This window comes from Paracoccus marcusii, from assembly GCF_006151785.1.
GTDB classification, from domain to species: Bacteria; Pseudomonadota; Alphaproteobacteria; order Rhodobacterales; family Rhodobacteraceae; genus Paracoccus; species Paracoccus marcusii.
Map to the genome: position 1 here is coordinate 1 of NZ_VDDD01000056.1, position 22,200 is coordinate 22,200.

The 22,200-nt window shown below is 67.3% G+C and carries 24 protein-coding genes; 15 read left to right on the forward strand and 9 right to left on the reverse strand.

Going from position 1 to position 22,200, the window contains the following annotated elements:
• The 7 genes from FHD68_RS10290 to FHD68_RS10320 form a co-directional block, all read right to left on the reverse strand.
• Positions 1–837: GAF domain-containing protein (locus FHD68_RS10290; protein ID WP_139085660.1), on the reverse strand; the 837-nt coding region annotated here is incomplete at its 3' end.
• Between the two features lie 76 nt (positions 838–913).
• On the reverse strand, positions 914–2,137 hold the full coding sequence (locus FHD68_RS10295) for an ABC transporter ATP-binding protein (RefSeq protein ID WP_127897586.1): 1,224 nt from the start codon (positions 2,135–2,137) through the stop codon (positions 914–916).
• Positions 2,138–2,153: 16 nt separating this feature from the next.
• On the reverse strand, positions 2,154–3,695 hold the full coding sequence (locus tag FHD68_RS10300; RefSeq protein WP_127897585.1) for an alpha-amylase family glycosyl hydrolase: 1,542 nt from the start codon (positions 3,693–3,695) through the stop codon (positions 2,154–2,156).
• The gene (locus FHD68_RS10305) at positions 3,692–4,825 is read right to left on the reverse strand and encodes a carbohydrate ABC transporter permease (protein WP_127897584.1); all 1,134 of its coding nucleotides are present in this window, start codon (positions 4,823–4,825) and stop codon (positions 3,692–3,694) included. The genes FHD68_RS10300 and FHD68_RS10305 overlap by 4 nt, the downstream gene beginning before the upstream one ends.
• Positions 4,825–5,820 carry a carbohydrate ABC transporter permease gene (locus FHD68_RS10310; RefSeq protein ID WP_046000585.1) on the reverse strand — a complete coding sequence of 332 codons (996 nt, stop codon included), beginning with the start codon at positions 5,818–5,820 and terminating at the stop codon, positions 4,825–4,827. The genes FHD68_RS10305 and FHD68_RS10310 overlap by 1 nt, the downstream gene beginning before the upstream one ends.
• A gap of 61 nt (positions 5,821–5,881) precedes the next feature.
• On the reverse strand, positions 5,882–7,237 hold the full coding sequence (locus tag FHD68_RS10315; RefSeq protein ID WP_127897583.1) for an ABC transporter substrate-binding protein: 1,356 nt from the start codon (positions 7,235–7,237) through the stop codon (positions 5,882–5,884).
• An 87-nt stretch (positions 7,238–7,324) separates the two neighbouring features.
• Positions 7,325–8,383: a quinoprotein relay system zinc metallohydrolase 2 gene (locus FHD68_RS10320; RefSeq protein WP_127897582.1), complete on the reverse strand. Its 1,059-nt coding sequence runs from the start codon at positions 8,381–8,383 to the stop codon at positions 7,325–7,327.
• A 147-nt stretch (positions 8,384–8,530) separates the two neighbouring features.
• On the opposite strand from FHD68_RS10320, the gene pqqA reads away from it, so the two are divergent.
• The 11 genes from pqqA to FHD68_RS10375 all read left to right on the forward strand — a co-directional run bounded on the left by pqqA (position 8,531) and on the right by FHD68_RS10375 (position 16,871).
• Positions 8,531–8,623, forward strand: coding sequence for a pyrroloquinoline quinone precursor peptide PqqA (gene pqqA / locus FHD68_RS10325; RefSeq protein WP_042250260.1), 93 nt, complete (start codon positions 8,531–8,533; stop codon positions 8,621–8,623).
• A 78-nt stretch (positions 8,624–8,701) separates the two neighbouring features.
• Complete coding sequence (gene pqqB, locus FHD68_RS10330; protein WP_127897581.1) at positions 8,702–9,583, forward strand: pyrroloquinoline quinone biosynthesis protein PqqB; 882 nt, start codon at positions 8,702–8,704, stop codon at positions 9,581–9,583.
• A complete protein-coding gene (gene pqqC / locus FHD68_RS10335; RefSeq protein WP_045982314.1) occupies positions 9,580–10,332 on the forward strand; it encodes a pyrroloquinoline-quinone synthase PqqC in 753 nt (250 codons plus the stop codon). The genes pqqB and pqqC overlap by 4 nt, the downstream gene beginning before the upstream one ends.
• A complete protein-coding gene (pqqD, locus tag FHD68_RS10340) occupies positions 10,329–10,622 on the forward strand; it encodes a pyrroloquinoline quinone biosynthesis peptide chaperone PqqD (protein ID WP_046000581.1) in 294 nt (97 codons plus the stop codon). The genes pqqC and pqqD overlap by 4 nt, the downstream gene beginning before the upstream one ends.
• The gene (gene pqqE, locus FHD68_RS10345) at positions 10,619–11,755 is read left to right on the forward strand and encodes a pyrroloquinoline quinone biosynthesis protein PqqE (protein ID WP_127897580.1); all 1,137 of its coding nucleotides are present in this window, start codon (positions 10,619–10,621) and stop codon (positions 11,753–11,755) included. The genes pqqD and pqqE overlap by 4 nt, the downstream gene beginning before the upstream one ends.
• A gap of 4 nt (positions 11,756–11,759) precedes the next feature.
• Positions 11,760–12,554 carry a quinoprotein dehydrogenase-associated SoxYZ-like carrier gene (locus tag FHD68_RS10350; RefSeq protein WP_127897579.1) on the forward strand — a complete coding sequence of 265 codons (795 nt, stop codon included), beginning with the start codon at positions 11,760–11,762 and terminating at the stop codon, positions 12,552–12,554.
• A gap of 120 nt (positions 12,555–12,674) precedes the next feature.
• A complete protein-coding gene (locus tag FHD68_RS10355) occupies positions 12,675–13,382 on the forward strand; it encodes a response regulator transcription factor (RefSeq protein WP_045982310.1) in 708 nt (235 codons plus the stop codon).
• Complete coding sequence (locus FHD68_RS10360) at positions 13,382–14,533, forward strand: FIST N-terminal domain-containing protein (protein WP_127897578.1); 1,152 nt, start codon at positions 13,382–13,384, stop codon at positions 14,531–14,533. Before FHD68_RS10355 ends, FHD68_RS10360 begins: the two co-directional genes overlap by 1 nt.
• A complete protein-coding gene (locus FHD68_RS10365) occupies positions 14,523–15,842 on the forward strand; it encodes an ATP-binding response regulator (protein WP_244297817.1) in 1,320 nt (439 codons plus the stop codon). The genes FHD68_RS10360 and FHD68_RS10365 overlap by 11 nt, the downstream gene beginning before the upstream one ends.
• Positions 15,843–15,927: 85 nt before the next feature.
• Positions 15,928–16,533 carry a hypothetical protein gene (locus FHD68_RS10370; RefSeq protein WP_046000577.1) on the forward strand — a complete coding sequence of 202 codons (606 nt, stop codon included), beginning with the start codon at positions 15,928–15,930 and terminating at the stop codon, positions 16,531–16,533.
• The gene (locus FHD68_RS10375) at positions 16,530–16,871 is read left to right on the forward strand and encodes a hypothetical protein (RefSeq protein ID WP_127897576.1); all 342 of its coding nucleotides are present in this window, start codon (positions 16,530–16,532) and stop codon (positions 16,869–16,871) included. Before FHD68_RS10370 ends, FHD68_RS10375 begins: the two co-directional genes overlap by 4 nt.
• 10 nt (positions 16,872–16,881) lie before the next feature.
• On the opposite strand, the gene ubiB is transcribed toward FHD68_RS10375, so the two are convergent.
• Both ubiB and ubiE read right to left on the reverse strand, forming a co-directional pair.
• Entirely contained in the window at positions 16,882–18,414 is a 1,533-nt protein-coding gene (gene ubiB, locus FHD68_RS10380) for a 2-polyprenylphenol 6-hydroxylase (protein ID WP_127897575.1), read from the reverse strand.
• Between the two features lie 4 nt (positions 18,415–18,418).
• Positions 18,419–19,165: a bifunctional demethylmenaquinone methyltransferase/2-methoxy-6-polyprenyl-1,4-benzoquinol methylase UbiE gene (gene ubiE, locus FHD68_RS10385; RefSeq protein WP_127897574.1), complete on the reverse strand. Its 747-nt coding sequence runs from the start codon at positions 19,163–19,165 to the stop codon at positions 18,419–18,421.
• 75 nt (positions 19,166–19,240) lie between these two features.
• Between ubiE and mutM the strand changes: the two genes are divergently transcribed.
• From mutM to FHD68_RS10405, 4 genes are all read left to right on the forward strand, one after another.
• On the forward strand, positions 19,241–20,086 hold the full coding sequence (mutM, locus tag FHD68_RS10390) for a bifunctional DNA-formamidopyrimidine glycosylase/DNA-(apurinic or apyrimidinic site) lyase (protein ID WP_046000575.1): 846 nt from the start codon (positions 19,241–19,243) through the stop codon (positions 20,084–20,086).
• 69 nt (positions 20,087–20,155) lie between these two features.
• A complete protein-coding gene (locus tag FHD68_RS10395; protein ID WP_127897573.1) occupies positions 20,156–20,932 on the forward strand; it encodes an enoyl-CoA hydratase in 777 nt (258 codons plus the stop codon).
• A 158-nt stretch (positions 20,933–21,090) separates the two neighbouring features.
• On the forward strand, positions 21,091–21,360 hold the full coding sequence (gene rpsT, locus FHD68_RS10400; RefSeq protein ID WP_045982305.1) for a 30S ribosomal protein S20: 270 nt from the start codon (positions 21,091–21,093) through the stop codon (positions 21,358–21,360).
• Between the two features lie 543 nt (positions 21,361–21,903).
• On the forward strand, positions 21,904–22,200 hold a 297-nt coding region (locus FHD68_RS10405; protein WP_280115168.1), incomplete at its 3' end, for a DnaA N-terminal domain-containing protein.

Here is a 22,200-nt window from a genome sequence, read left to right on the forward strand (position 1 = left end):
CACGGCGGCGCGTTCGGCCCGGTCGAACCCGGTCAGGTCGTCCTGGCGGCCCAGCAGGTCGGCCGCCGGGCGCGGGCGGATCGTACCCTCGCGCTCCAGCCCCAGGACGCGGCGGGCGGCGCGGGTGGCGCCGATGGCCAGGTCATCCTTGTCCACCGCCAGCAGCACCGCCTGTTCGCCCTGATCGTCCGAGGCCACGACGATGCGCGCGTCGGGAAACGACATCCGGAAGAACAGCGATTCGATCGCCCGCGCGGTCTGCGCCACCTGCGCCGATATCAGCCGGTTGTAGCGTTCGGTCTGGTCCGCGCGCGCCGAACTGACGTCCAGCGCGGCCAGCAGCCGCCCGTCCGGTCCCCAGATCGGCGCGTCCATGCAGGACATCGCGGTGTTCAGTGTGCGGAAATGTTCGTCGCGGTGGATGGTGACCTGCCGGCCCTCGGCCAGGCAGGTGCCGATGCCGTTGGTGCCCTGCGCGGCCTCGGACCAGTCGGCGCCCTGCCACAGGCCCCAGTCGCGGAACTGCTGGGCGTCGGCATCCGACACCCGCTGGTCCAGCACGATGCCATGCGCATCGGTCAGCAGCACGTTGCAGCCCGACAGGCCGACCAGGTTGTACAGCTGGTCCAGCTGCGGTCCGGCGACGTTCAGGAAGGCCTGCATCGCCTGATGGCGGTCGGCCAGTTCGCTGTCGGACAGGCGATCCGGGCGGCGGCGGTCGGCGGGGTCCAGCCCGTGCTTCAGCATGGACCGCCGCCAGGATGCGGCCAGCGCCGAGGTGGCGCTGCGTGACTGCGACTGCGCGGCCACAAGCTCCGCGTGGTTGCGTTCGGTCATGGTCTCCCCCTCAGGATGGGGAAAGTATAGCACGGTTTGCGGGGCGCGATCTGCGACTTTGGTCGCGCCCCGGGGCTCAGCGTACCGGACCCTCGGGGATGACCATCCCCTCCATCGCCCGGTCCGGACCGCGATCCGACTGCGCGGGCGTGCCGCCCATGCTGCCCGAGGGCGCGGCCATGCGCGGCTGATAGGGCGGCAGACGGTCGGCGCCGTCCCGGTACAGCAGCGACTGTCCCTTGTGGAACAGGTGCAGCGCATGGGGGTCGGCGGTCAGCCGGACGCGCTTGCCCTTCAGGTCCGGGTGGATGCCCGGCAGCTTGGCGGTGATCGGCGCGGTCTCGGCCCCGGTGCCGAAGTACAGCAGCGTGACCTCCCCAAGGGCCTCGGTCAGATCGACGGTCCCCTCGAAGACCGGGGTGCCGTCGGTCTCGCGCATATCCTCGGGGCGGACGCCCAGGTTGACGACCATGCCCTCGTCGCCGGCACGGGTCGGGATGGCGACCTGCGCCTCCAGGCCCACGTCCAGCGCGACGGTGGTCATCGCGCCCACGGTCTTGACCCGCCCGGGCAGCAGGTTCATCGCCGGGCTGCCGATGAACTGGGCCACGAATTCGGTCATCGGACGCTCGTACAGCTCCAGCGGCGCGCCGACCTGCGCGATGCCGCCGCCGGCCAGCACCACGATGCGGTCGGCCAGGGTCATCGCCTCGGTCTGGTCGTGGGTGACATAGATCATCGTGCGGTCGGGCATCGAGGCCTTCAGCTGTGCGATCTCGATCCGGGTGGCGACGCGCAGGGCGGCGTCCAGGTTCGACAGCGGTTCGTCGAACAGATAGACCTTGGGGTCGCGCACGATGGCCCGCCCGATGGCCACGCGCTGGCGCTGGCCACCCGACAGCGCCTTGGGCAGGCGGTCCAGATAGGGCGTCAGCTGCAGCATCTTGCCGGCGCGGTCGGTCGCGGCCTGGATCTGCTCCTTGGACTGGCCCGCGATCTTCAGCGCGAAGGCCATGTTGTCGCGGACCGTCATGTGCGGGTAAAGCGCATAGGACTGGAACACCATCGCGATGCCGCGCTGGCTGGGCGGGATGTCGTTCATCACCTGCCCGCCGATCTTCAGCTCTCCCCCGGTGATCTGCTCCAGGCCCGCGATCATGCGCAAGAGCGTGGATTTCCCGCAGCCGGACGGCCCGACAAAGACGATGAACTCTCCGGAACGGATGTCCAGGTCGATGTCCCTCAGCACCTGCACGTCGCCATAGGACTTGGCGACGTCCGTCAGTTTCAGATCGGCCATTTGCGGTCTTCCTCCCCTACCCTTCGATGATCTGGACCTGCCACGGCATCAGCCCGCCCGCATCGTCGTCGGACAGGTTGGCGCGGATCAGCAGGGTCTGCTTGTCGTCACGGCGGCGGAAGGACAGCACCGGCCCCTCGGCCTTGATGTCAGTCATGTTTCCGCAGCGCAATGCGCTGTGCTTGCGGCGCAGGCCGACCGCCCAGCGATAATGGTGCAGCATGGACTGGGCGTCGGCCTCCTGGCTGACGACGGTGCGCTGCAGATGCGTGTGCGGCACCGGCAGCCAGGGCTGGCTGGTCGAGAAACCGCCGTTCACGCCCATGTCCCAGACCATCGGCGTCCGGCAACCGTCGCGGCCCTTGAACTCGGGCCAGAACTCGATGCCATACGGATCGCGCAGATCCTCGAAGCGCAGGTCGGCCTCGGGCAGGCCCAGTTCCTCTCCCTGGTACAGGCAGACCGACCCGCGCAGGCACAACAGCACCGTCGCATAGGCCTTGGCCGCCTGGTCTGGCAGGTTCCAGCGCGTGACGTGGCGCACCACGTCATGGTTCGACATGGCCCAGCAGGGCCAGGCGTTGGGCGCGATGTCGTGCAGCTTATCGAACACCTCGACCACGCGCGCGGCGGGCAGGTCGTCACCCGACAGGAAGTCGAAGACATAGGACATCTGCACCCGGCCCGGGACGCCGGTATACTCCTCCAGCAGTTCCAGCCCGCGCTCGCTGTCGCCGATCTCGCCCACGACGGCGGCGCCGTAAGGCACCAGCGCCTGGTGGAACCGTTCAAGGAAGGCCAGGTTCTCGGGCTGCGATTTGCTGAAGCGGTGGCTCTGGTGGTTGTAGGGGTTCACGGCGGGGGCCGTGTCCGACTTGCGCAATTCCGGCGCCAGGGGCGGGTTGTCGCGCAGCTGGGCGTCGTGGAAATAGAAGTTGATCGTGTCCAGCCGGAAGCCGTCGACGCCCTTGTCCAGCCAGAACCGCGCCATCTCGATCAGGGCATCCTGGACGGCAGGGTTGTGAAAATTCAGGTCCGGCTGCGACGACAGGAAGTTGTGCAGGAAATACTGTTCCCGCCGGGCATCCCATTGCCACGCGCTGCCGCCGAAGATCGACAACCAGTTGTTGGGCGGGGTGCCGTCCGGGCGCGGGTCGGACCAGACGTACCAGTCGGATTTCGGGTTGTCACGGCTGGTGCGGCTTTCCTTGAACCAGGGATGCTGGTCCGAGGTGTGCGACATCACCAGGTCGATCATGACCTTCAGCCCCAGCTCGTGCGCGCTTTGCACCAGCCAGTCGAAATCCTCCATCGTGCCGAAGATCGGGTCGATGCCGCAATAATCGCTGACGTCGTAGCCGAAATCCTTCATCGGAGAGGTGAAGAACGGAGAGATCCAGACCGCATCAACGCCCAGGGACGCCACATAGGGCAGGCGTTGGGCGATGCCCGCCAGATCGCCCGTGCCGCTGCCGGTCGTGTCCTGGAAACTGCGCGGGTAGATCTGATAGATGATCCCGCCCTTCCACCAATCCGTCGTCTGTTCAGTCAAGATCATCCACCTTTCACCGAGCCGGCCAGCAATCCGCGGACCAGATATTTCTGCATGGCAAAGAACACCAGCAGCGGCACGGCTATCGAGATAAAGGCAGAGGTTGCAAGGATCTCCCATTCACCTCCGCGCGATCCCATCAACTCGCGCAGCAGGCCGGTCATGACCAGCTGTTCGCGCGTATTGCCCAGAAACACGGTGGCAACCAGCAGGTCGTTCCAGACCCACAGGAACTGGAAGATCGCGAAACTGGCCAGGGCGGGGAAGGACAGCGGCAGGATGATCCGGCGGAAGATCTGGAATTCGGTCGCGCCGTCGACGCGGGCGCTCTCGATGACCTCTCGTGGCAGGCCGACCATGTAATTTCGCAGCAGATAGACCGCCAGCGGCAGGCCGAACCCGGTATGGGCCAGCCAGATGCCCAGGTATCCCTTGCCGATGCCCAGTTCGTTGTGCAGCCGCAGCAATGGGATCAGCGCCACCTGCAGCGGCACGACCAGAAGCCCCACCACGCAGGCCGTCAGCAGGGCCCGGCCCGGAAACTGCATCCAGGCCAGCGCATAGGCCGCAAAGGCCGCGATCAGGATCGGGATGACGGTGGCGGGGATCGTCACCGTCATGGTGTTCATGAAGGCGCGCCCCAGCCCGCCCGCGGTCAGAACCCGGGAATAGTTGTCGGTCGTGAAGGCCGGCGGCGACAGGGTTGTGGTGAAGATCCGTTCACCCCGCCGCATTTCGAATGGCTGGGCCGAGGTCATGCGATAGCTGCCGTCCTCGGCCACGGTCAGATCGATCCCCGGCTCCAGCTCGACGGTGTCGCCGGGGGCGTTGGCATCGGGCTGACGCGCGCTGGTGCCCCAAGCGGTCAACTCCTGCGTGCCCTCCAGGGCGCTGCCCTGGATCACATAGAGATCGCCCTCCTGCACCTGGTCCTCGGCCGTGCCCGAACGCACGAAACCGGTCTGCACCGAGCCCGAGAACGACTGCCACCACCCCGAGGTCGAGATCTGGTCGCGGTCGCGGAACGACGACACGAACAGGCCCAGCGTCGGGATCGTCCACACCAGCACCAGCAGGAAGGCCGCAATGTTGACCGCCCAGGCCAGCGACGACTTCTGTCCAGCCATCCCCTCCATCAGCGGACCTCCTTGCGTGCGTTGTAGATGTTCCAGACCATGATCGGGGTGACCAGGATCATCAGGACGATGGCGATGGCCGATCCGCGCCCGTAATCGGGCGTGCCGCGGAACATCCAGTCATACATCAGGTTCGCCAGCACCTGCGTGCCCCATTGCCCGTTGGTCATGACGAAGACGATGTCGAAGACCTTCAGCACGACGATGGTGATGGTGGTCCAGACCACCGCGATGGTGCCCATGATCTGCGGCACCTTGATCTTGAAGAAGACCTGCAGGGGGGATGCGCCGTCCAGAATGGCGGCCTCGATCGTCTCCTCGGGGATGCCGCGCAGGGCGGCCGACAGGATGACCATCGCGAAGCCAGTCTGGATCCAGACCAGCACGATCATCAGCAGAAGGTTGTTCCAAACCGGCAGGGTCAGCCAGATCTGCGGCTCTCCACCCAGCTGGGTCACGATCCAGTTCAGAAGGCCGATCTGCGTCTCGCCCGAGGCGCGGTATTCATAGATGAACTTCCAGATCACGCCCGCGCCGACAAAGCTGATGGCCATGGGCATGAAGATCAGCGACTTGCCGATGTTGCCCCATTTCAGCCGGTCGGTCAGCTGCGCGGCCAGCAGGCCGAACAGCGTGGACAGGGCCGGCACGACCAGCAGCCAGGCCATGTTGTTCAGCATGGATTCCCGGAACTTGCCGTCGTTCACCAGCCAGACATAGTTGTCCAGGCCGACGAACTGCGATCCGTTCGAATTGAACAGCGACCGCCAGAAGCTGTCCAGCACCGGATAGACCAGATAGGTCGTCAGGAACAGGATCGCGGGCCCCAGGAACAGCCAGGGGCGGATCTGGTTCGCCCGCCGGATGTTGTCGCCCGCCTGCGCCCCGCGCGGCGGATAGATGCGGTCCAGCAGCCAGTTCGACCCCCAGAACCAGGCCACGCAGCCAAAGACCCCGATCGCGATCGTGCTGACCGCCAACCACAGCAATTCCATTCCCGGTCTCCCCCCTGGATCATGGGGCGCGGCGGCGTCGCGGCCGCCGCGCCGGTCGTCGTCAGTTCAGCGAAGCCCAGCTGGCATGGATATTGTCCGCGACGTCCTGTGCCGAGGCGCCGCCGACGAAATCGATCATCCCGGTCCAGAACGCCCCCGCGCCGATCGCGCCGGGCATCAGGTCCGACCCGTCGAACCGGAAGACCGTCGCGTCCAGCAGGATCTGCCCCATGCGGCGGACGGTCGGATCGTCATAGGCCTCGACATTGGCGCCGGTATAGGGCGTGACGAAGCCCTGCTGCGCCATCCAGATCTCGTGCGCGACGGGGGTCTTCAGGAACTCGACGAAGGCCATCGCGGCGGGGTTGTCCGACAGGACCGCGAACATGGTGCCGCCGCCCAGGACGGGCTGGCCCAGGTCACCCGATGCGGGAGCGGGCATGTAGAAGAAGTCGGCATCCTCGCCCACGACCGTGCCCTCAGGGAAGAAGGTCGTGATGAAGCTGGCCTGACGGTGCAGGTAGCAGGCGGGCGGGCTGTCGAACAGGCCGGCGGGGCTTTCGCGGAAATCGGTCGCGCTGACCGATCCGACGCCGCCCGCGACGAAATCGGGGTTCTTGGCGAACCAACCGAACTCGTCGATCGCGGCCACGACCTTGGGGTCGTTGAACGGCATCGCATTGGTCGTCCAGGCGTCGTAATCCTCGGGCGTGGCGGTGCGCAGCATCAGGTCCTCGACCCAGTCGGTCGCGGGCCAGCCGGTCGCGCCGCCCGATCCCAGGCCGATGCACCAGGGGGTCTCTCCCTCCTCGGCGATCTGCTCGGTCAGGGCCTTCAGGTCCTCGTAGGTCTCGGGGATCTCATAGCCGGCATCCTCGAAGTTCTCGGGGACGTACCAGACCAGCGACTTGACGTCGGCCTTGTACGGGAAGGCGTACAGCGCCTCGGTCCCGTCGGGGCCCGCATAGGTGCCCAGCGCCGCCCAGCTTTCGCCCGCGGCATAGTTGTCGGTCAGCCATTGCGCCGTCTCCTCGCCCAGGGGGCGCAGGAAGCCCTTTTCGGCCAGATCCGAGGCCAGGCCCGGCTGCGGAAAGACCGCGACATCGGGGGGCGATCCGGCCTCGCTGTCGATGACGATCTGCTGCTCGAAGCTGTCGGAACCGGAATAGTTCGCCTGCGCGCCGGTCGCCTCGTTGAAATAGGCGATGACCGACTGGAACAGCTCCTGGTCGCCGCCCAGCCAGGGGCCCAGGATGTTGAAGCTCTGCCCCTCAAGGTCGGAATGCGCGGCCTTGAACTCGTCCAGGCTGGCCCAGTTGATGCGGTCGTCGCTGCCCGGTTCGATCACCAGCTGCGCCTGCGCGCTGCCCGCGGTCAGCGCGATGATCGCGGCGGTCGTGTACAATGCGGTTTTCAAGTCTTCCTCCCTGAAAGTCCCCGGACCTGTTTCGCCCGGCTGTTAACGCGAACATTTGCCAGTTCTGGCGAACCTGTCAAACGCTTCTCATTCCCATTCCAGTTCCTTGTAGGCCGCGGTTGCGTTCCGCGCCACCGTCTCTGGATAGGAATTCCACGAATTCTGCATCGGCTGCAGTGCATTGGCGATGCCGGGGACGGCTTGCGACAGCGGCAGCCCGTCCTGAATGGCCCGGCGCGTCGCGGTCGCAAGCGCTTTCAATAATGCGGTCTGGGGTGCCGATGCGTCAGCCCATGATTCGCTGGCCGGTCCGTGTCCCGGCACGATCAAGCCTGCGCCGCGTGCCGGGTCGCTGTCCAGCCATTCCAGCCATCCCAGCAGCGATCCGTCCACGACCGGCGTCAGGTCACGGAACAGCAGATCGCCGGTGAACAGCGTGTTCGTCCTGCGGTCCAGCACGGTCAGGTCGCTGTCGGTATGGGCCGCAGGCCATGCCCGCAGCAGCAGGGACCGATCGCCCAGGTCGATCTGGCGGCGGTCATCGACCAGATCGTCGGGCATGACCACCTGCGTGCCGATCCAGTCCGGGGCCGGGTAAAGACCAACCAGCGCGTCAAGATACCCCGCCGCCCGCGCCTGAAGCGCCTGCGGCAGGGCGTGATGCGCAGTGATGCGGGCCCCGGCCTCGGACAGCACCTGCGCGCCCAGCACGTGGTCGGGATGCATGTGCGTCAGGATCAGGTGCCGCACCGGAAGGTCGGTCATCCTCCGGATCGCCACATAGAGGTCCTGCGCCTGCGCCCGCGACACCCCCGCGTCGATCACCGCGACCGCATCGCGGCCGATGATCACCCCCAGGTTGGCGATGCGCCCGTCCGGGGTCTCCTCCATCTGGTGAGAATCGCCGAAATGGACATGAACGCCCGGCGCGACCTGCTGCAGGTCCAGCGCCGGAAGATCGGCATTGGCGCGGCATTCCGGCGCACTGCCGGTCAGATCGGGCCGCGCTGCCAGCCACGCATCCGCAACCTGCGCGGCCTGCGTCCGACACCCCTGGGCCGTCGCCGAATCGCCCTGGGGCAGCAGAACCTGGCCGCATTGATTGGCGGCCATCGCCAGACAGACGCCCAGAACCAGGTGAAACATCGTCCTTCCGTCCCCTTTTGCGGCCCGTCTTCACGAAATGGTCACGACCTTGCGACCTTTGTCGTGTTGATTCATCCTGTCTCTATACTAGATTTGAATCCAGTCGCCTTCTGTAGCGGCGCCACCGGCATGTAGGAGGAGCACAACATGGCCTGGACCAAACCTATCCTGACCGAGATCGCTTGCGGCATGGAAATCAACATGTACGCACCCGCCGAGGACGAGCCCGTCCTGTTCTGAGCCTGTACCGCAGGCAAGAATGCGGCCCCGTCCGAATTCGTTCGGGCGGGGCTTTCTTATCGTAAGGCACGACACCCGATGCGGATCATCATCCTTGGGGCGGCGGCGGGCGGTGGCCTGCCGCAATGGAACTGCGGCTGCGGCAATTGCGACGCGGCACGCGCGGGACGTATCCCGTCGATGACCCAAAGCTCGATCGCAGTCAGTGCCGATGGGCGCGACTGGGCCATCCTGAACGCATCGCCCGATATCCGGGCGCAACTGGCAGCGACGCCGGCGTTGCACCCGTCCGGCCCGCGGACCATGCCGCTGCGGTCGGTCCTGGTGACGAATGGCGACATCGATCACGTGGCCGGGCTGCTGACGCTGCGCGAAAGCCAGCCCTTCGATCTGTTCGCGACGCAGGCGATCCATGATGCGCTGGCGGCGAACCCGATGATGGCTGCGGTGAACCCAGATTTTGTCCCACGCCGGACCGTCGCGCTGGACCAGACGATTCCGCTGACACCTGGCCTGACCGCGACGCTGTTCGCCGTGCCGGGCAAGGTGCCACTGTATCAGGAGGGCGCCACGGTCGAGACGGGCCTGATCGGAGAGACCACCGTGGGCGTCGAGCTGCGCAGCGCGGACCGGCGCGCGTTCTACATCCCCGGATGCGCGGACATGCCCGACTGGCTGCGCGACCGCGTCGCGGGGGCGGATGCGCTGTTCTTCGACGGCACCCTTTGGGACGACGACGAGATGATCCGCATGGGCCTGGGCCGCAAGACCGGCCGCCGCATGGGGCACATGGCGGTGACCGACACGATCCCCGCCCTGGCCGACACGCCGATTGGCCGGCGCATCTTCGTGCACATGAACAATTCGAACCCGCTGACCGACCCGAACAGCCCGCAGGCGGCCCAGGCCGCGGCACAGGGCTGGCAGGTCGCCCGCGACGGAATGGAGATCACGCTGTGAAGGACGTCCAAGCCACCGCCCAGTCCCGTGAGGATTTCGAGGCCCGCCTGCGCGCCATCGGCGCCGCGCGCTATCACGACCGTCACCCGTTCCACGCCCGGCTGCATGGCGGCCAGTGCACCCCGGACGAGGTGCGGGCCTGGGTCATCAACCGCTGGATGTACCAGTCGCGCATCCCCATGAAGGACGCGGCCTTCATGAGCCGGGTCGAGGATCCCGACCTGCGCCGCGCCTGGCGCAAGCGGATCGAGGATCACGACGGCGGCCAGACCGAGGGCGGCGGCATCCGCCGCTGGCTGGCCTTGGCGCAGGCGGTGGGGCTGGACCCGGACTATGTCGCGTCGGGCGTGGGCATCATGCCGGCGACGCGCTTTGCGGTCGATGCCTATGTCCGCTTCGTGCGCGACATGCCCCTGCTGGACGCGGTGGCGGCCAGCCTGACCGAACTGTTCGCGCCCCGCATCCATGCGCAGCGGATCGAGGGTCTGCTGCAGCATTACGATTTCGCCGATGACAGCAGCCTGTCCTATTTCAAGAAACGCCTGACCGAGGCGCCCGAGGACGTCAAGTTCGGCCTGGACTATGTCCTGACCCATGCCGACACGCTGGAAAAGCAGGACGCCGCCGCCGCCGCGCTGACCTTCAAGACCGACGTGCTGTGGGCCCAGCTGGACGCGCTGTGGCACGGCTATGTCGAGGGGCGCACGCCCCCCGGGGCCTGGCGGCCCGGAGAGGGGATGCGCGCATGACCGCATTGATCGGACCCGACGACATCCCCTATCTGCCGCGCGGCGTGCGGCTGCAGGGCGACCGCGTGCGCGGCATCCGCGTGCTGCAGGCCCCGGAACGCGCGATGCAGCTGGACCAGATCGGAGAGGCGATCCTGTCCGAACTGGACGGCGCTCGCAGCCTGGACCGGATCGTGCGCGACCTGGCCGCGCGCTACGACGCGCCGGTGGACCAGATCGGCGGCGACGTGCGCGATTTCCTGACCGGGCTGATCGAACGGCGCATGGTCTTTGTCAGGGACAGCGCATGAAGGACCAGCAGCACCAGCCCCGCGACTTGGACGGCAACCCCGTCACCCCCGGCCTGCCCATGGCGATGCTGGCCGAGGTCACGCATCGCTGCCCGCTGGCCTGTCCCTATTGCTCGAACCCGGTCAATCTGGTCCGCGCGTCGCGTGAGATCGACGCCGACGACTGGGGCCGGGTGTTCCGGCAGGCTGCCGATCTGGGCGTGCTGCAGGTCCACATCTCGGGCGGTGAACCCGGTGCGCGGCGCGATCTGGCGCAGATCGTGGGCCATGCGCGCGACGCGGGGCTGTACGTGAACCTGATCACCTCTGGCATCGGCATCACCCGTGACCGGCTGATCGAACTGGACCGCGCGGGCGTCGATCATGTCCAGCTGTCGCTGCAGGGCATCCGCCCGGACATGGCCGACCGGATCAGCGGCCATCCGGGATCCTGGGACAAGAAGATGGCCTTCAGCGACTGGGTCACCGAGATCGGCTTTCCGCTGACCATCAATGCCGTCGTCCACCGCCAGAACATGGACCGCTTGCCCGACATGATCGATCTGGCCGAACGTCTTGGCGCCCGGCGGATCGAGGTGGCGACCGTCCAGTTCCACGGATGGGCCGACCGCAACCGCGGCGCGCTGATGCCCACGCGCGAACAGGCCGAATTCGCGCGACAGGTGGTAAACGCCGCCCGCGTCCGGCTGCGCGGACGGATGGTCATCGATTACGTCCCCGCCGATCACCATGCGGTCTATCCCAAGGCCTGCATGGGGGGCTGGGGCTCGACCGGGCTGAACGTCGGACCTGATGGGACCGTGCTGCCCTGCCACGCCGCCCAGACCATCGACTGGATGCGCTTCGAGAATGTGCAAGAGCGGTCGCTGTCCGACATCTGGCACCTGTCCGACAGCTTCAACGCCTTCCGCGGCACGGCGTGGATGCCGGAACCCTGCCGCGGCTGCGACCGCAAGTCCGTCGATTTCGGCGGCTGCCGCTGCCAGGCGATGGCGCTGGCCGGCGACGCGCGGGCGACGGACCCGGTCTGTTCGAAATCTCCGCTGCATGCAGGGGTCGTGGCACGCGCCGAGGAGGACGCCGCCGCCACGACCACCGAATTCGTCTATCGGAGGATGTCCAAGGGAGGATGAGGCAATGAGACTGTGGCTGACCCTGACGGCGGCGCTGCTGGCCGCGCCCGCGATGGCGCAGGACAATGCGCTGCAACCATCGCCGACCTGGGAGGATCTGCGCGGGGCGGTGATGGACCTGGACAGCGATCCGCCGCAGGACGCCACGGTGCTGGACCTGGACGCACCGACCCGCGCCCATGACGCGGCCATCGTGCCCATCCGGCTGACGCAGGCGGCCGACGCCCCCGCCATCGACGCCCTGACCCTGGTCATCGACGAGAACCCTGCCCCCGTCGCCGCCGAATACGCCTTTGGTCCCGCGCTGATGCCCCTGGATTTCGAGGTGCGCGTCCGGGTCGACAGCTATTCCGACGTCCGCGCCATCGCGACCCAGGCCGACGGCACGCAGGTCATGGCCGGGCGCTTCGTCAAGGCCGCGGGCGGCTGTTCGGCGCCGGCGGGCAAGGACATGGCCGCGACCAAGGCGACCATGGGCCAGATGCGCTGGCGCAGCGAGGTTCAGGACGGAGAGGAAATCGGCACGCTGATGATCCGGCATCCGAACTTTTCGGGCCTTCAGCGCGACCAAGTGACGCTGCTGAACATCCCGGCCCATTTCATCGACCGCCTGGATGTGCGCCAGGGTGACGCACTGCTGTTCTCGATGGCGGCGGGGATCTCGGTCAGCGAGGATCCGGTGTTCCGCTTTCGCTATCAACCGGATGGCCAGCCGATCAACGTCCGGGTCGAGGATACGGACGGCAATGTCTGGACCGAAAGCTTTCCGCCGGGCGAACGAACGGTCAACAAAAGCTAGATCGCCATCCGACTTTCGTCGCAGCATGGCGCTTGCTTTATGTGCACCCTGCCCTAGACTACGGTCACGGCGGCACCCTTGAGGAGGGGTTGCGGCCGGCAGAACCCAGGGAGGAATGCCATGACAGCAGCCGCCATGCAGGCGCGTCCCGTGCCGTCAGCGCGACCCACCGCCGACCAGGTCCGCGAGATCCTGATCGTCGACGACCACCCGCTGATGTGCGATGCGCTGGCACTGACGCTGAAGATCAGCTTTGGCCTGAAGAATGTCCGCACCGCGCGCAGCCTTGGCGCAGCGGTGGAACAGATTCGCGTGCAGGGTGCGCCCGACGCCGTGATCCTTGACTTGAACCTGCCCGACGCGCGCGGCGCCGAGGGCATCGTGACCCTGCGCCGCCAGCTTCCGGGCGTGCCGATCACCATGATTTCGGCCGATCTGGAGGGGGCGATGATCTCGACCGCGATGGCGGCCGGAGCACAGGGCTATATCAGCAAGTCGCTGTCGCGCGAGGCGCTGGTCGACAGCCTGCGCCGCATGTGGGAGGGCGAGCACGTCACCCCCGACGGATACCAACCCGATCAGGACAGCGCGGACGACGACGCGAAGGCCGAACTGGCGCGGCGCTTTTCGTCGCTGACGCCGCAGCAGATGAAGATCCTGCGGCTGATCTGCAAGGGCAAGGCCAACAAGGAGATCAGCTACGAGCTGTCGATCGCCGAGGCCACGGTCAAGACGCACATCACGGCGATCATGTCCAAGATCAACGCCCGCCGCCGCACGCAGGCCGTGCTGCTGGCCAACTCGATCCGGCTGTTCGAGGCCGGCTGATGAACACCGACCCGGCTGCGATGGAGGGCGCATCCGGGCCGGTCGCTGTGCAGGCCGACCGCGGCGGGACCGACATGGTCCCGACCCTGCTGGACGGCCTGCGCGGCACCAATCCCGCCTTGGTCCTGCTGTTCGGCGCGCAGGCGGACGACCTGGCCGCGCTGCAGTGCGGGCTGGCCCCCCACTTGCCGCCCGATTGCGTGATCGCCGGATGCTCGTCCGCCGGAGAGATCGGGCCGCAGGGCTATGCCAGCGACAGCGTGGTGGCGATCGGGTTTCCCGCGCGCCATTTCCGCGCCGCGTCCCTGCTGCTGCCGGACCTTGCCGCGCTGCCGGTGTCGGAATGGATGGCGCAGCTGCGCCAGACGGCGCGCGATTTCGGCCCCGACCCGGCGCGTCACCTGTTCGGCCTTCTGCTGACCGATGGCCTGGCCGGACAGGAGGACGCGCTGGTCGCCACGCTGGACGCGGCCCTGCCCTCGGTCCCGGTGCTGGGGGGGTCGGCGGGCGACGGTCTGGATTTCCGCCGCACCTCGCTGCTTGCGCAGGGCGCCGTGCGGTCGGGCGTCGCGGTCTTCCTGCTGGTCGAGACCGACCTGACCATCCGCGAGGTCACGTTCGCCCATTTCAGCCCCACCCCCACCCGCGCGGTGGTCACCGCCGCCATTCCCGAAAAACGCCGCATCCTGGAGCTGAACGCCGAACCCGCGGCCCAGGAATATGCCCGCCTGACCGGGTTGCGCCGCGCCGACCTGACGCCCAGCGAATTTGCCCGCCACCCCCTGCTGCTGCGCATGGGCGGGCGCCATCACGTGCGCGCCATCAGCGCCATCACAGACGACGACGGCCTGTCGCTGATGTCGTCCATCGACACCGGCACAGTCCTGACCCTCGGCCGGTCCGAGGATCTGATCCAGGGGTTTTCCGACCTGCTGGAGGCGCTGCCCACGCCGCCGCTGATGGTGCTGGCCTTCGACTGCATCCTGCGCCGGCTGGCGCTGGAACGCGCGGGGCTGACCGACCGCATGTCGGACCTGTACCGCCGTCACCGCGTCGCGGGGTTCAACACCTATGGCGAACAGCACAGCGGCATGCATGTGAACCAGACATTCGTGGGCCTGGCCTTCATGAGGTCCGATGATGTTGCGTGACGACGATCCGCCCGACCGGCAGATCGCCAAGCTGACCCGCATCAACGCCGTCCTGATCGACCGGATCGACCGGCTGGAAGAATCACGCGGGTCCGCATGGTCGATGTTCCAGGCCGCCGTCGCGCTGGAGCAGGAGGTGCTGGCCCGCACGCGTGACCTGGAACGCGCGATGGCCGACCTGTCGCAAAGAAACCGCGAACTGGCCGTGGCCCGTGCCCTGGCCGAGGAGGCGAACCGGTCCAAGACCCGTTTCCTGCGCGCGGCCAGCCACGACCTGCTGCAGCCCCTGTCGGCGGCGCGGCTGTTCCTGTCGGCGCTGACCGACACGCCGATGGACCCGCACCAGACCGAACTGACCGACCGGCTTGGCAGCGCCTTCGAATCGGTTGAACAGCTGATGCATGCGGTGCTGGACATCTCGCGGCTGGACAGCCAGCGGATCGAGTTCAACCGACAGCCCGTGCCGCTGGACGATCTGTTCCGCAGGCTGGCCGCAGAATTCGCGCCCGTGGCGCAGGCCAAGGGGTTGCGGCTGCGGTTCATGCCCACGACCGCGGTCGTGGACAGCGACCCGATCTTCCTGCGCCGCATCGCGCAGAACCTGGTGTCGAACGCGATCAAGTACACCCATCGCGGCGGCGTCGCGGTGGGTGCGCGTCGCAAGGGAGCGATGTGCTGGCTGTCGGTCTATGACACCGGGATGGGCATTCCGGCCGTGGACCGCAACCGCATCTTCGACGAGTTTCAGCGTCTGACCCACGACAGCGCGACGCCGGGCATGGGGCTGGGCCTGTCCATCGTGCGCCGGGCCTGCGCCAAGCTGGGCCATCCGATCAGCCTGTCGTCCGAGGCGATGCGCGGCACGGTGTTCCGCGTCGGCCTGCCCCTGGTGCAGGCGCTGTCGGACACACCGCGCCTTGCCGTCGCGCCGCTGCCCGCGCTGCGCGGCCGCGTGGCCCTGGTGGTCGAGAACGACCCCGAGATGCGCCGTGCCTATCAGATGATCCTGCGCGACCGGCTTGGCATGGTGCCCCGCATCGCCGGCGACACGGCCGAGGCGCTGGCCACGATGGGGGACGAACCCCCCGACGTGATCCTGGCCGATTACCACCTGGAGAACGGCGACACCGGGTTTGCCGCGATCGAGGCGCTGCGCGCCGCATCCGACCGGCCGGTGCCCGCGGTGATGGTGACGGCGCATCGCGATCCAGCGATTTCGCGGCGCTGCGCCGCCATGGGCATCCACCTGCTGGAAAAGCCCGTCAGCGCGCCAGACCTGGCCGAGATTCTGGGGCGTCTTCTGGCCTAAGACCAAGGGGGGATGCGGCCGCCGCCGGGGCTTGCGCCGCCGCCCGTCCCGCGCCCATCATGCCCCAACGTTTGGGAGGACGACCATGACCCGCGCCTTTGCACTTGCCCTGATGCTGGGGCTTGCCCCCCTGCCCCTGATCGCGGCCGAGGCCGGCGACGCGGTCTTTGCCGAGCGGGGGCCCTGGGATCTGGGCGACAGGACGCTGGAATGGCAGATGACCGTCACGGGCCCGATGGCCGAAGGGTTCCGCCCGACCGAGGACGGCCGCATCACCCTGTCCCAGGACATCGACCCCAGCGATCAGCAGCCGATCCTGGAACTGACCCAGAAGGCCGGGCCGATCGACCGCACGATCGGACCGTTCCCGATCTCTTCGGGTGATCCGGTCCTGACCTTCTTTCTGGAACAGACGACCCGCGACATGGCCGCGCTGACCGGCGGCAGCCCGTTCTACATCCGCAACCGCATGAAGGAGGCGCTGTTCCGGGGCGGAGAGGTCACGACCACCGACGGCGGCATCACGGCCAGCTTTCAGCCCTTCATCGCGGACAAGAATGCAGAACGCATGCACGGCTTCCAGACGCTGACGCTGACCTTCGTGATGGCCGCGCCGGACGAGCCCATCCGCGAGCTGCGCGCCGAAACCGATGCCGCGGCGGGTTATCGCAACGAACTGGTGCTGCAATGATCCGCGCGGGCGCCTGTGCACTGGCGCTGGCCCTGACGGCGGCCCCCGCATCGGCGCAGGCAGTGAACGATTATCCGACCAATGCGCGGGTCGAATACGCCTTTGCCTGCATGGCGACCAACGGGCAGACGCGCGACATGCTGGACCGCTGTTCCTGCGCGATCGACCGCATCGCCGAGGTGCTGCCCTATGCCGATTACGTCGGCGCGGAAACCATCCTGCGGATGCGCCAGACCACCGGAGAGCGGTCCGGCATGTTCCGCGGCATGGCCGCCCTGACCGAGACCGTGGCCACCCTGCGCCGCGCCGAGGCCGAGGCCGAGATCATCTGTTTCTGACCGCCGCGCCCTACAGCGACAGGCCGATCCCCGCCCCCGCCGCCAGCGCCAGGATCGCGACCAGCAGCAGCGTCCCGGAACTGCGCGGCTGAATCAGGGTCAGGCGCGCCTCCTCGGGGTGGGCGCGTTCCCACAGGGCCTGCTCGATCATCCGTGGCAGCAGCGGGCCGTACCGGCCCACGGTCTGCGCGATATGGGTCAGGTCGCTGATCGCGGCCTTGGGGCCGACGCTGGCCTTGATGTAATCGGACACCACCGGCTTGGCCGCGTCCCAGATGTTCAGCTGCGGGTCCAGCGACCGGGCCACGCCCTCGACCACGACCATGGTGCGTTGCAGCAGGATCAGTTCGGTCCGCGTGGGCATGCCGAACCGTTCCGTCACCTCGAACAGATAGGACAGCAGGTTGCCCATGCTGATCCGGCTGGCATCGGCGCCAAAGATCGGCTCTCCGACGGCGCGCAGGGCGCGGGCGAACGCGGCCTCGTCGCGGTCGCGGGGGACGTATCCGGCCTCGAAATGCACGCGGGCGACCAGGCGGTAATCGCGCTGGATGAAGCCGTACAGGATCTGGGCATAGACGCGACGGGTGTATTCGTCGATCTCTCCCATGATGCCGAAATCATAGGCGATGACATCGCCATTGGCCGCCACCTTGAGGTTGCCGTGATGCATGTCGGCATGGAAGAACCCGTCGCGCAGCGCATGCGACAGGAACAGCTGGATCACCCGGCGCGCCAGTTCGGTCGTGTCGTGACCGGCGGCGATCAGCGCGTCGCGGTCGCCCATCGGCAGCCCCTCGGCCCAGTCGGCGGTCAGCACGCGACGCGACGACAGCGCCCAATGCGGCATGGGGATCTGAAAGCCCGCGTCCCGCGCGGTGTTTTCCGCGAATTCCGACGCGGCCGCGGCCTCCAGGCGCAGGTCCTGTTCGCCGGTGACCGTCTGTTCGAAATGGCGCACCACGTCGCGCGGCCGCAGGCGGCGGGTGCCGGGGGACAGAAGCTGGATCAGGCGGGCTCCGAAATGGAACGCGTCGATGTCGCGCTTGAACGCGGCCCCGATGCCGGGGCGCACGACCTTGACCGCGACCTCGCGTCCCGTCTCGCGGACGCGGGCGCGGTGGACCTGCGCGATCGAGGCGGCGGCGACGGGTTCGGAAAATTCACTGAACAGCTGGTCGACCGGGGCGCGCAGCTCGGCCTCGATGGCCTTCTTGGCCAGGTCGGTGGGAAAGGGCGGCAGGCGGTCCTGCAGCATGCGCAGCTGCCCGGCCATTTCGGGGCCCACGACATCGGCGCGCGTCGACAGGATCTGCCCGAACTTGATGTAGGCCGGCCCCAGCGCGGTGATCGCCCGGGTGATCGGCGGCAAGGTCGGATCGCCCTTGTAGCCCAGCCAGCGGAAGGGCCAGCCCATGACCCGCGCGGCCAGGCGCAGGCGGATCGGCGCATCGACCGCGTTCAGGACGGCGGCCATCGCACCGGTCCGTTCAAAGGTCGCACCTGTCCTGATCAGACGCAAGATGTTGTGGGGACCGCGCATATGCCTACAATTTCCAGCCGGAATGCAGGGCGGCGATGCCCATCGACAGGTTGCGCCACTGCACCCTGTCAAAGCCCGCGTCGCGGATCAGAGCGGCAAAGCTGTCCTGGTCGGGAAACTTGCGGATCGATTCGACCAGGTATTGATAGCTGTCGCGATCGCCCGTCACTGCCTGCCCCATCGCCGGGATCACGTTGAAGCTGTAGCGGTCATAGGCCCATTGCATCGCCGGCACCGGGATCTGGCTGAACTCCAGCACCATCAGGCGGCCGCCGGGCTTCAGCACGCGGTACGCCTCGGCCAATGCATCGGGAATGCGCGTCACGTTGCGGATGCCGAAGCTGATCGTGTAGCGGTCGAAGCTGTTGTCGGCAAAGGGCAGCGCCATCGCGTCGCCCGTGACCCAGGCCAGCCGGTCCGCCTTGTCGACGGCATCGGCACGCTTGCCCCCCTCGACCAGCATGGATTCGGTCATGTCGCAGACGGTGACCCGCGCGCCCGGCGCCCGGTCCAGGAACCGGAACGCCACGTCGCCCGTGCCGCCCGCCACGTCCAGCAGGTGCTGTCCATCGCGCGGCGCCAGCCAGTCCATCATCGCGGTCTTCCAGACGCGGTGGATGCCGACGCTCATCAGGTCGTTCATCACGTCGTATTTCGATGCGACCGAGGAGAAGACCTGATGGACCATGCCGGCCTTCTGATCCTCGTCCACGGTCCGAAAGCCGAAATGGGTCGTCTTGCTGTCCGTCATGCGCTTGCCGTTTGCCTGTTCCATTGCCAGATAGGTCCGGCGTGCCGCGCACACAATGCGACGAAAGGAACCCGATTGCCAGAACTGCCGGAAGTCGAGACCGTCCGCCGCGGCCTGCTGCCCCATCTGGAAGGCGCGCGCATCGCCCGCGCCCAGATCAACCGCCCCGACCTGCGCTGGCCCCTGCCGGTGGACCTGATGCAGGTGCTGACGGGCGCCACCGTCACCGCGCTGCGGCGGCGGTCGAAATACCTGCTGGCCGACCTGGAAGGGCGCGGCACGGTCCTGTGGCACCTGGGCATGTCCGGCCGCATGCTGGTCGAAGGTGCGGGCCTGGCGGGGTTCCACCGCGATCCGGGCATCCATGCGCGCCACGACCATGTCGTGCTGACCACGGATGCGGGAACGACCGTCACATTCAACGACGCCCGACGGTTCGGCATGGTCGACCTGATCCGCGAGGGCGCGTCCCATCCCCTGCTGGACCATCTGGGCCCGGAACCCTTCGACCCGGTCTTCACGCCCGCCTATCTGCAGGCGGCCTTTGCCGGTCGGCGGGTGCCGGTGAAACAGGCGCTGCTGGATCAGCGCATCGTGGCGGGCCTGGGCAACATCTATGTCAGCGAATCGCTGTGGCGCGCAGGCATTGATCCGCGCCGGGCGGCGGGACGGATCGGGGCCGCACGCATCGCGGCGCTGGTGGGCCATGTCCGCGACGTGCTGACCGACGCGATCGCCGCGGGCGGTTCCAGCCTGCGCGATCACCGGCAGGCCAGCGGAGAGCTGGGCTATTTCCAGCACAGCTTCCGCGTCTATGACCGGGCGGGCCAGCCCTGCCTGCGGGACGGATGCGGCGGCACCATCGCGCGGATCGTGCAATCGGGGCGGTCGTCCTTCTACTGTCCCGCCTGCCAGAGGTGAACGATTGGACGACTGCGCGGGCCTCTGCTAGGACGGGGGCCACGCAATCTGCCAACGAGGTCCAAGCCTATGGCTTATGAAACCATCATCGTGGAGATCGAGGACGAGGTCGCCCTGATCCGGCTGAACCGCCCCGAGGCGCTGAACGCGCTGAACGCCACGCTTCTGGACGAGCTGTCGGCCGCACTGTCGGATGCCGACCGCAACGACAAGGTTCGCTGCATCGTCCTGACCGGCAGCGAAAAGGCCTTTGCCGCCGGTGCCGACATCAAGGAGATGTCGACCAAGACCTTCGTCGAGGTCTACGAATCCGACCTGTTCGGCGCCCAGATCGAGGCGATCACCCGGGTCCGCAAGCCGATCATCGCCGCCGTCAGCGGATACGCCCTGGGCGGTGGATGCGAACTGGCGATGGTCTGCGATTTCATCATCTGCGCCGAGAACGCCAAGTTCGGCCAGCCCGAGATCAACCTGGGCGTCGTCGCGGGCATCGGCGGCACGCAGCGCCTGACGCGGTTCGTGGGCAAGTCCAAGGCCATGGACATGAACCTGACCGGCCGCTTCATGGACGCCGCAGAGGCCGAGCGGTCCGGTCTGGTCAGCCGCGTCGTGCCCACCCCCAAGCTGATTCCCGACGCGATGGCCGCCGCGCGCAAGATTGCCGAAAAGTCCCAGATCGCCACCAAGACCGTCAAGGAGGCCGTGAACCGCGCTTATGAGACGACGCTGCGCGAGGGTCTGCTGTTCGAGCGCCGGTCCTTCCATGCGCTGTTCGCGACCGAGGACCAGAAGGAGGGCATGGCCGCCTTCCTGGAAAAGCGCGAGGCGCAGTTTCGCGACAGATAAGGGTTTTCTTTTCGGCGGGGCTGGCCTATACGCCCCGACTTACATGCGTGTGGGCCCGCTTTGGCAAGAATCATGTCCGTTCCGGATCAGGGACGGCGCCATGGGGCTTTTGCACGTTCGACATTGAGACATGCACCTGACCCGATAGGAAGACACCCATGGCTAACACGCCCCAGTCCAAGAAACGCGCCCGCCAGATCGAACGTCGCACCGACGTCAACAAGGCCCGCCGTTCGCGCATCCGCACCTATATCCGCAAGGTCGAAGAGGCCATCGCCTCGGGCAATGCCGATGCGGCCGCGCTGGCGCTGAAGACCGCGCAGCCCGAACTGATGCGCGGCGTGACCAAGGGCGTCGTGCACAAGAACACCGCGTCGCGCAAGATCTCGCGCCTGGCGGCCCGCGTGAAGGCGCTGTCGGCCAACTGATCCACAGGCTCCACGGGGCCCTGAGATACGCGTTCCACGCCCTTCGGGGCACCGGAATACAGCATCGGGTGCAGGCGAAAGCCCTGCGCCCGATTTGCGTTTCTGCACCTGCGACATTTTGAAAAATCGAACGAATTCAAGTAATTCAGAAAATTGTTAATCGAGTCAAAGGCATCGCAGATTCGCTTGGACCAAGTTGCTGTCAAGCGCAGAGTTCGGTTGCAGCTATCCACAAGCTGGGGCTAGTTTCCTCCTTGCGATTCACGTCGCTTGGGGACGGGCCGGGCCCTGTGGACAGATCTTCGGATCCGTCCGGGACGACGGCCGGGCCGCGAAGAACACCTCTTCCGCCTTCGGGTTCACGACATCCGGCTGCCACCGGGTGTCCGGGGACCTGTGTCCAGGACCGAAAACGGGCTGATGCCCCTTGATCGACCGCGTTCGCGGTCGCGGGGGCAGCGTTTTTGCGTGCCACCCGGATGACGTGAATTCTGTCCCGTCGGATCAACCGGCGGGGATTGGGGACAGACGGGAAACGGGACGATGATGGACAAGATCTGGGGTCAGGCATGCGCCGAGCTGGAACAGAGCGTGGGGCCGAACAACTACAACCACTGGATCAAGCCGCTGCGCCTGATGGCGATCGACGACGGGGCCGCGCGATTCGTTAGCCCGACGCGCTTCATCTCTGACTGGGTCGGGCGTCACTTTGCCAAGGACATCATGGCGGTGCTGACCCGACATGGCGCCCCGGTCGAGCGTCTGCGCTTTGACGTGGGCAGCGCCGCGGCGCGCCCCTCGGCCCAGGCCACGGCCCCCGCGGGCCAGCCGGCCGAGGCG

Bases quoted from the DNA above. Each gene is read 5' to 3' on its own strand.
- FHD68_RS10295 (WP_127897586.1), bottom strand. From the start codon at position 2,137: ATGGCCGATCTGAAACTGACGGACGTCGCCAAGTCCTATGGCGACGTG.
- FHD68_RS10300 (WP_127897585.1), bottom strand. From the start codon at position 3,695: ATGATCTTGACTGAACAGACGACGGATTGGTGGAAGGGCGGGATCATC.
- FHD68_RS10305 (WP_127897584.1), bottom strand. From the start codon at position 4,825: ATGGAGGGGATGGCTGGACAGAAGTCGTCGCTGGCCTGGGCGGTCAAC.
- FHD68_RS10310 (WP_046000585.1), bottom strand. From the start codon at position 5,820: ATGGAATTGCTGTGGTTGGCGGTCAGCACGATCGCGATCGGGGTCTTT.
- FHD68_RS10320 (WP_127897582.1), bottom strand. From the start codon at position 8,383: ATGTTTCACCTGGTTCTGGGCGTCTGTCTGGCGATGGCCGCCAATCAA.
- pqqA (WP_042250260.1), top strand. From the start codon at position 8,531: ATGGCCTGGACCAAACCTATCCTGACCGAGATCGCTTGCGGCATGGAA.
- pqqB (WP_127897581.1), top strand. From the start codon at position 8,702: ATGCGGATCATCATCCTTGGGGCGGCGGCGGGCGGTGGCCTGCCGCAA.
- pqqD (WP_046000581.1), top strand. From the start codon at position 10,329: ATGACCGCATTGATCGGACCCGACGACATCCCCTATCTGCCGCGCGGC.
- pqqE (WP_127897580.1), top strand. From the start codon at position 10,619: ATGAAGGACCAGCAGCACCAGCCCCGCGACTTGGACGGCAACCCCGTC.
- FHD68_RS10350 (WP_127897579.1), top strand. From the start codon at position 11,760: ATGAGACTGTGGCTGACCCTGACGGCGGCGCTGCTGGCCGCGCCCGCG.
- FHD68_RS10355 (WP_045982310.1), top strand. From the start codon at position 12,675: ATGACAGCAGCCGCCATGCAGGCGCGTCCCGTGCCGTCAGCGCGACCC.
- FHD68_RS10360 (WP_127897578.1), top strand. From the start codon at position 13,382: ATGAACACCGACCCGGCTGCGATGGAGGGCGCATCCGGGCCGGTCGCT.
- FHD68_RS10365 (WP_244297817.1), top strand. From the start codon at position 14,523: ATGTTGCGTGACGACGATCCGCCCGACCGGCAGATCGCCAAGCTGACC.
- FHD68_RS10370 (WP_046000577.1), top strand. From the start codon at position 15,928: ATGACCCGCGCCTTTGCACTTGCCCTGATGCTGGGGCTTGCCCCCCTG.
- FHD68_RS10375 (WP_127897576.1), top strand. From the start codon at position 16,530: ATGATCCGCGCGGGCGCCTGTGCACTGGCGCTGGCCCTGACGGCGGCC.
- ubiB (WP_127897575.1), bottom strand. From the start codon at position 18,414: ATGCGCGGTCCCCACAACATCTTGCGTCTGATCAGGACAGGTGCGACC.
- ubiE (WP_127897574.1), bottom strand. From the start codon at position 19,165: ATGACGGACAGCAAGACGACCCATTTCGGCTTTCGGACCGTGGACGAG.
- FHD68_RS10395 (WP_127897573.1), top strand. From the start codon at position 20,156: ATGGCTTATGAAACCATCATCGTGGAGATCGAGGACGAGGTCGCCCTG.
- rpsT (WP_045982305.1), top strand. From the start codon at position 21,091: ATGGCTAACACGCCCCAGTCCAAGAAACGCGCCCGCCAGATCGAACGT.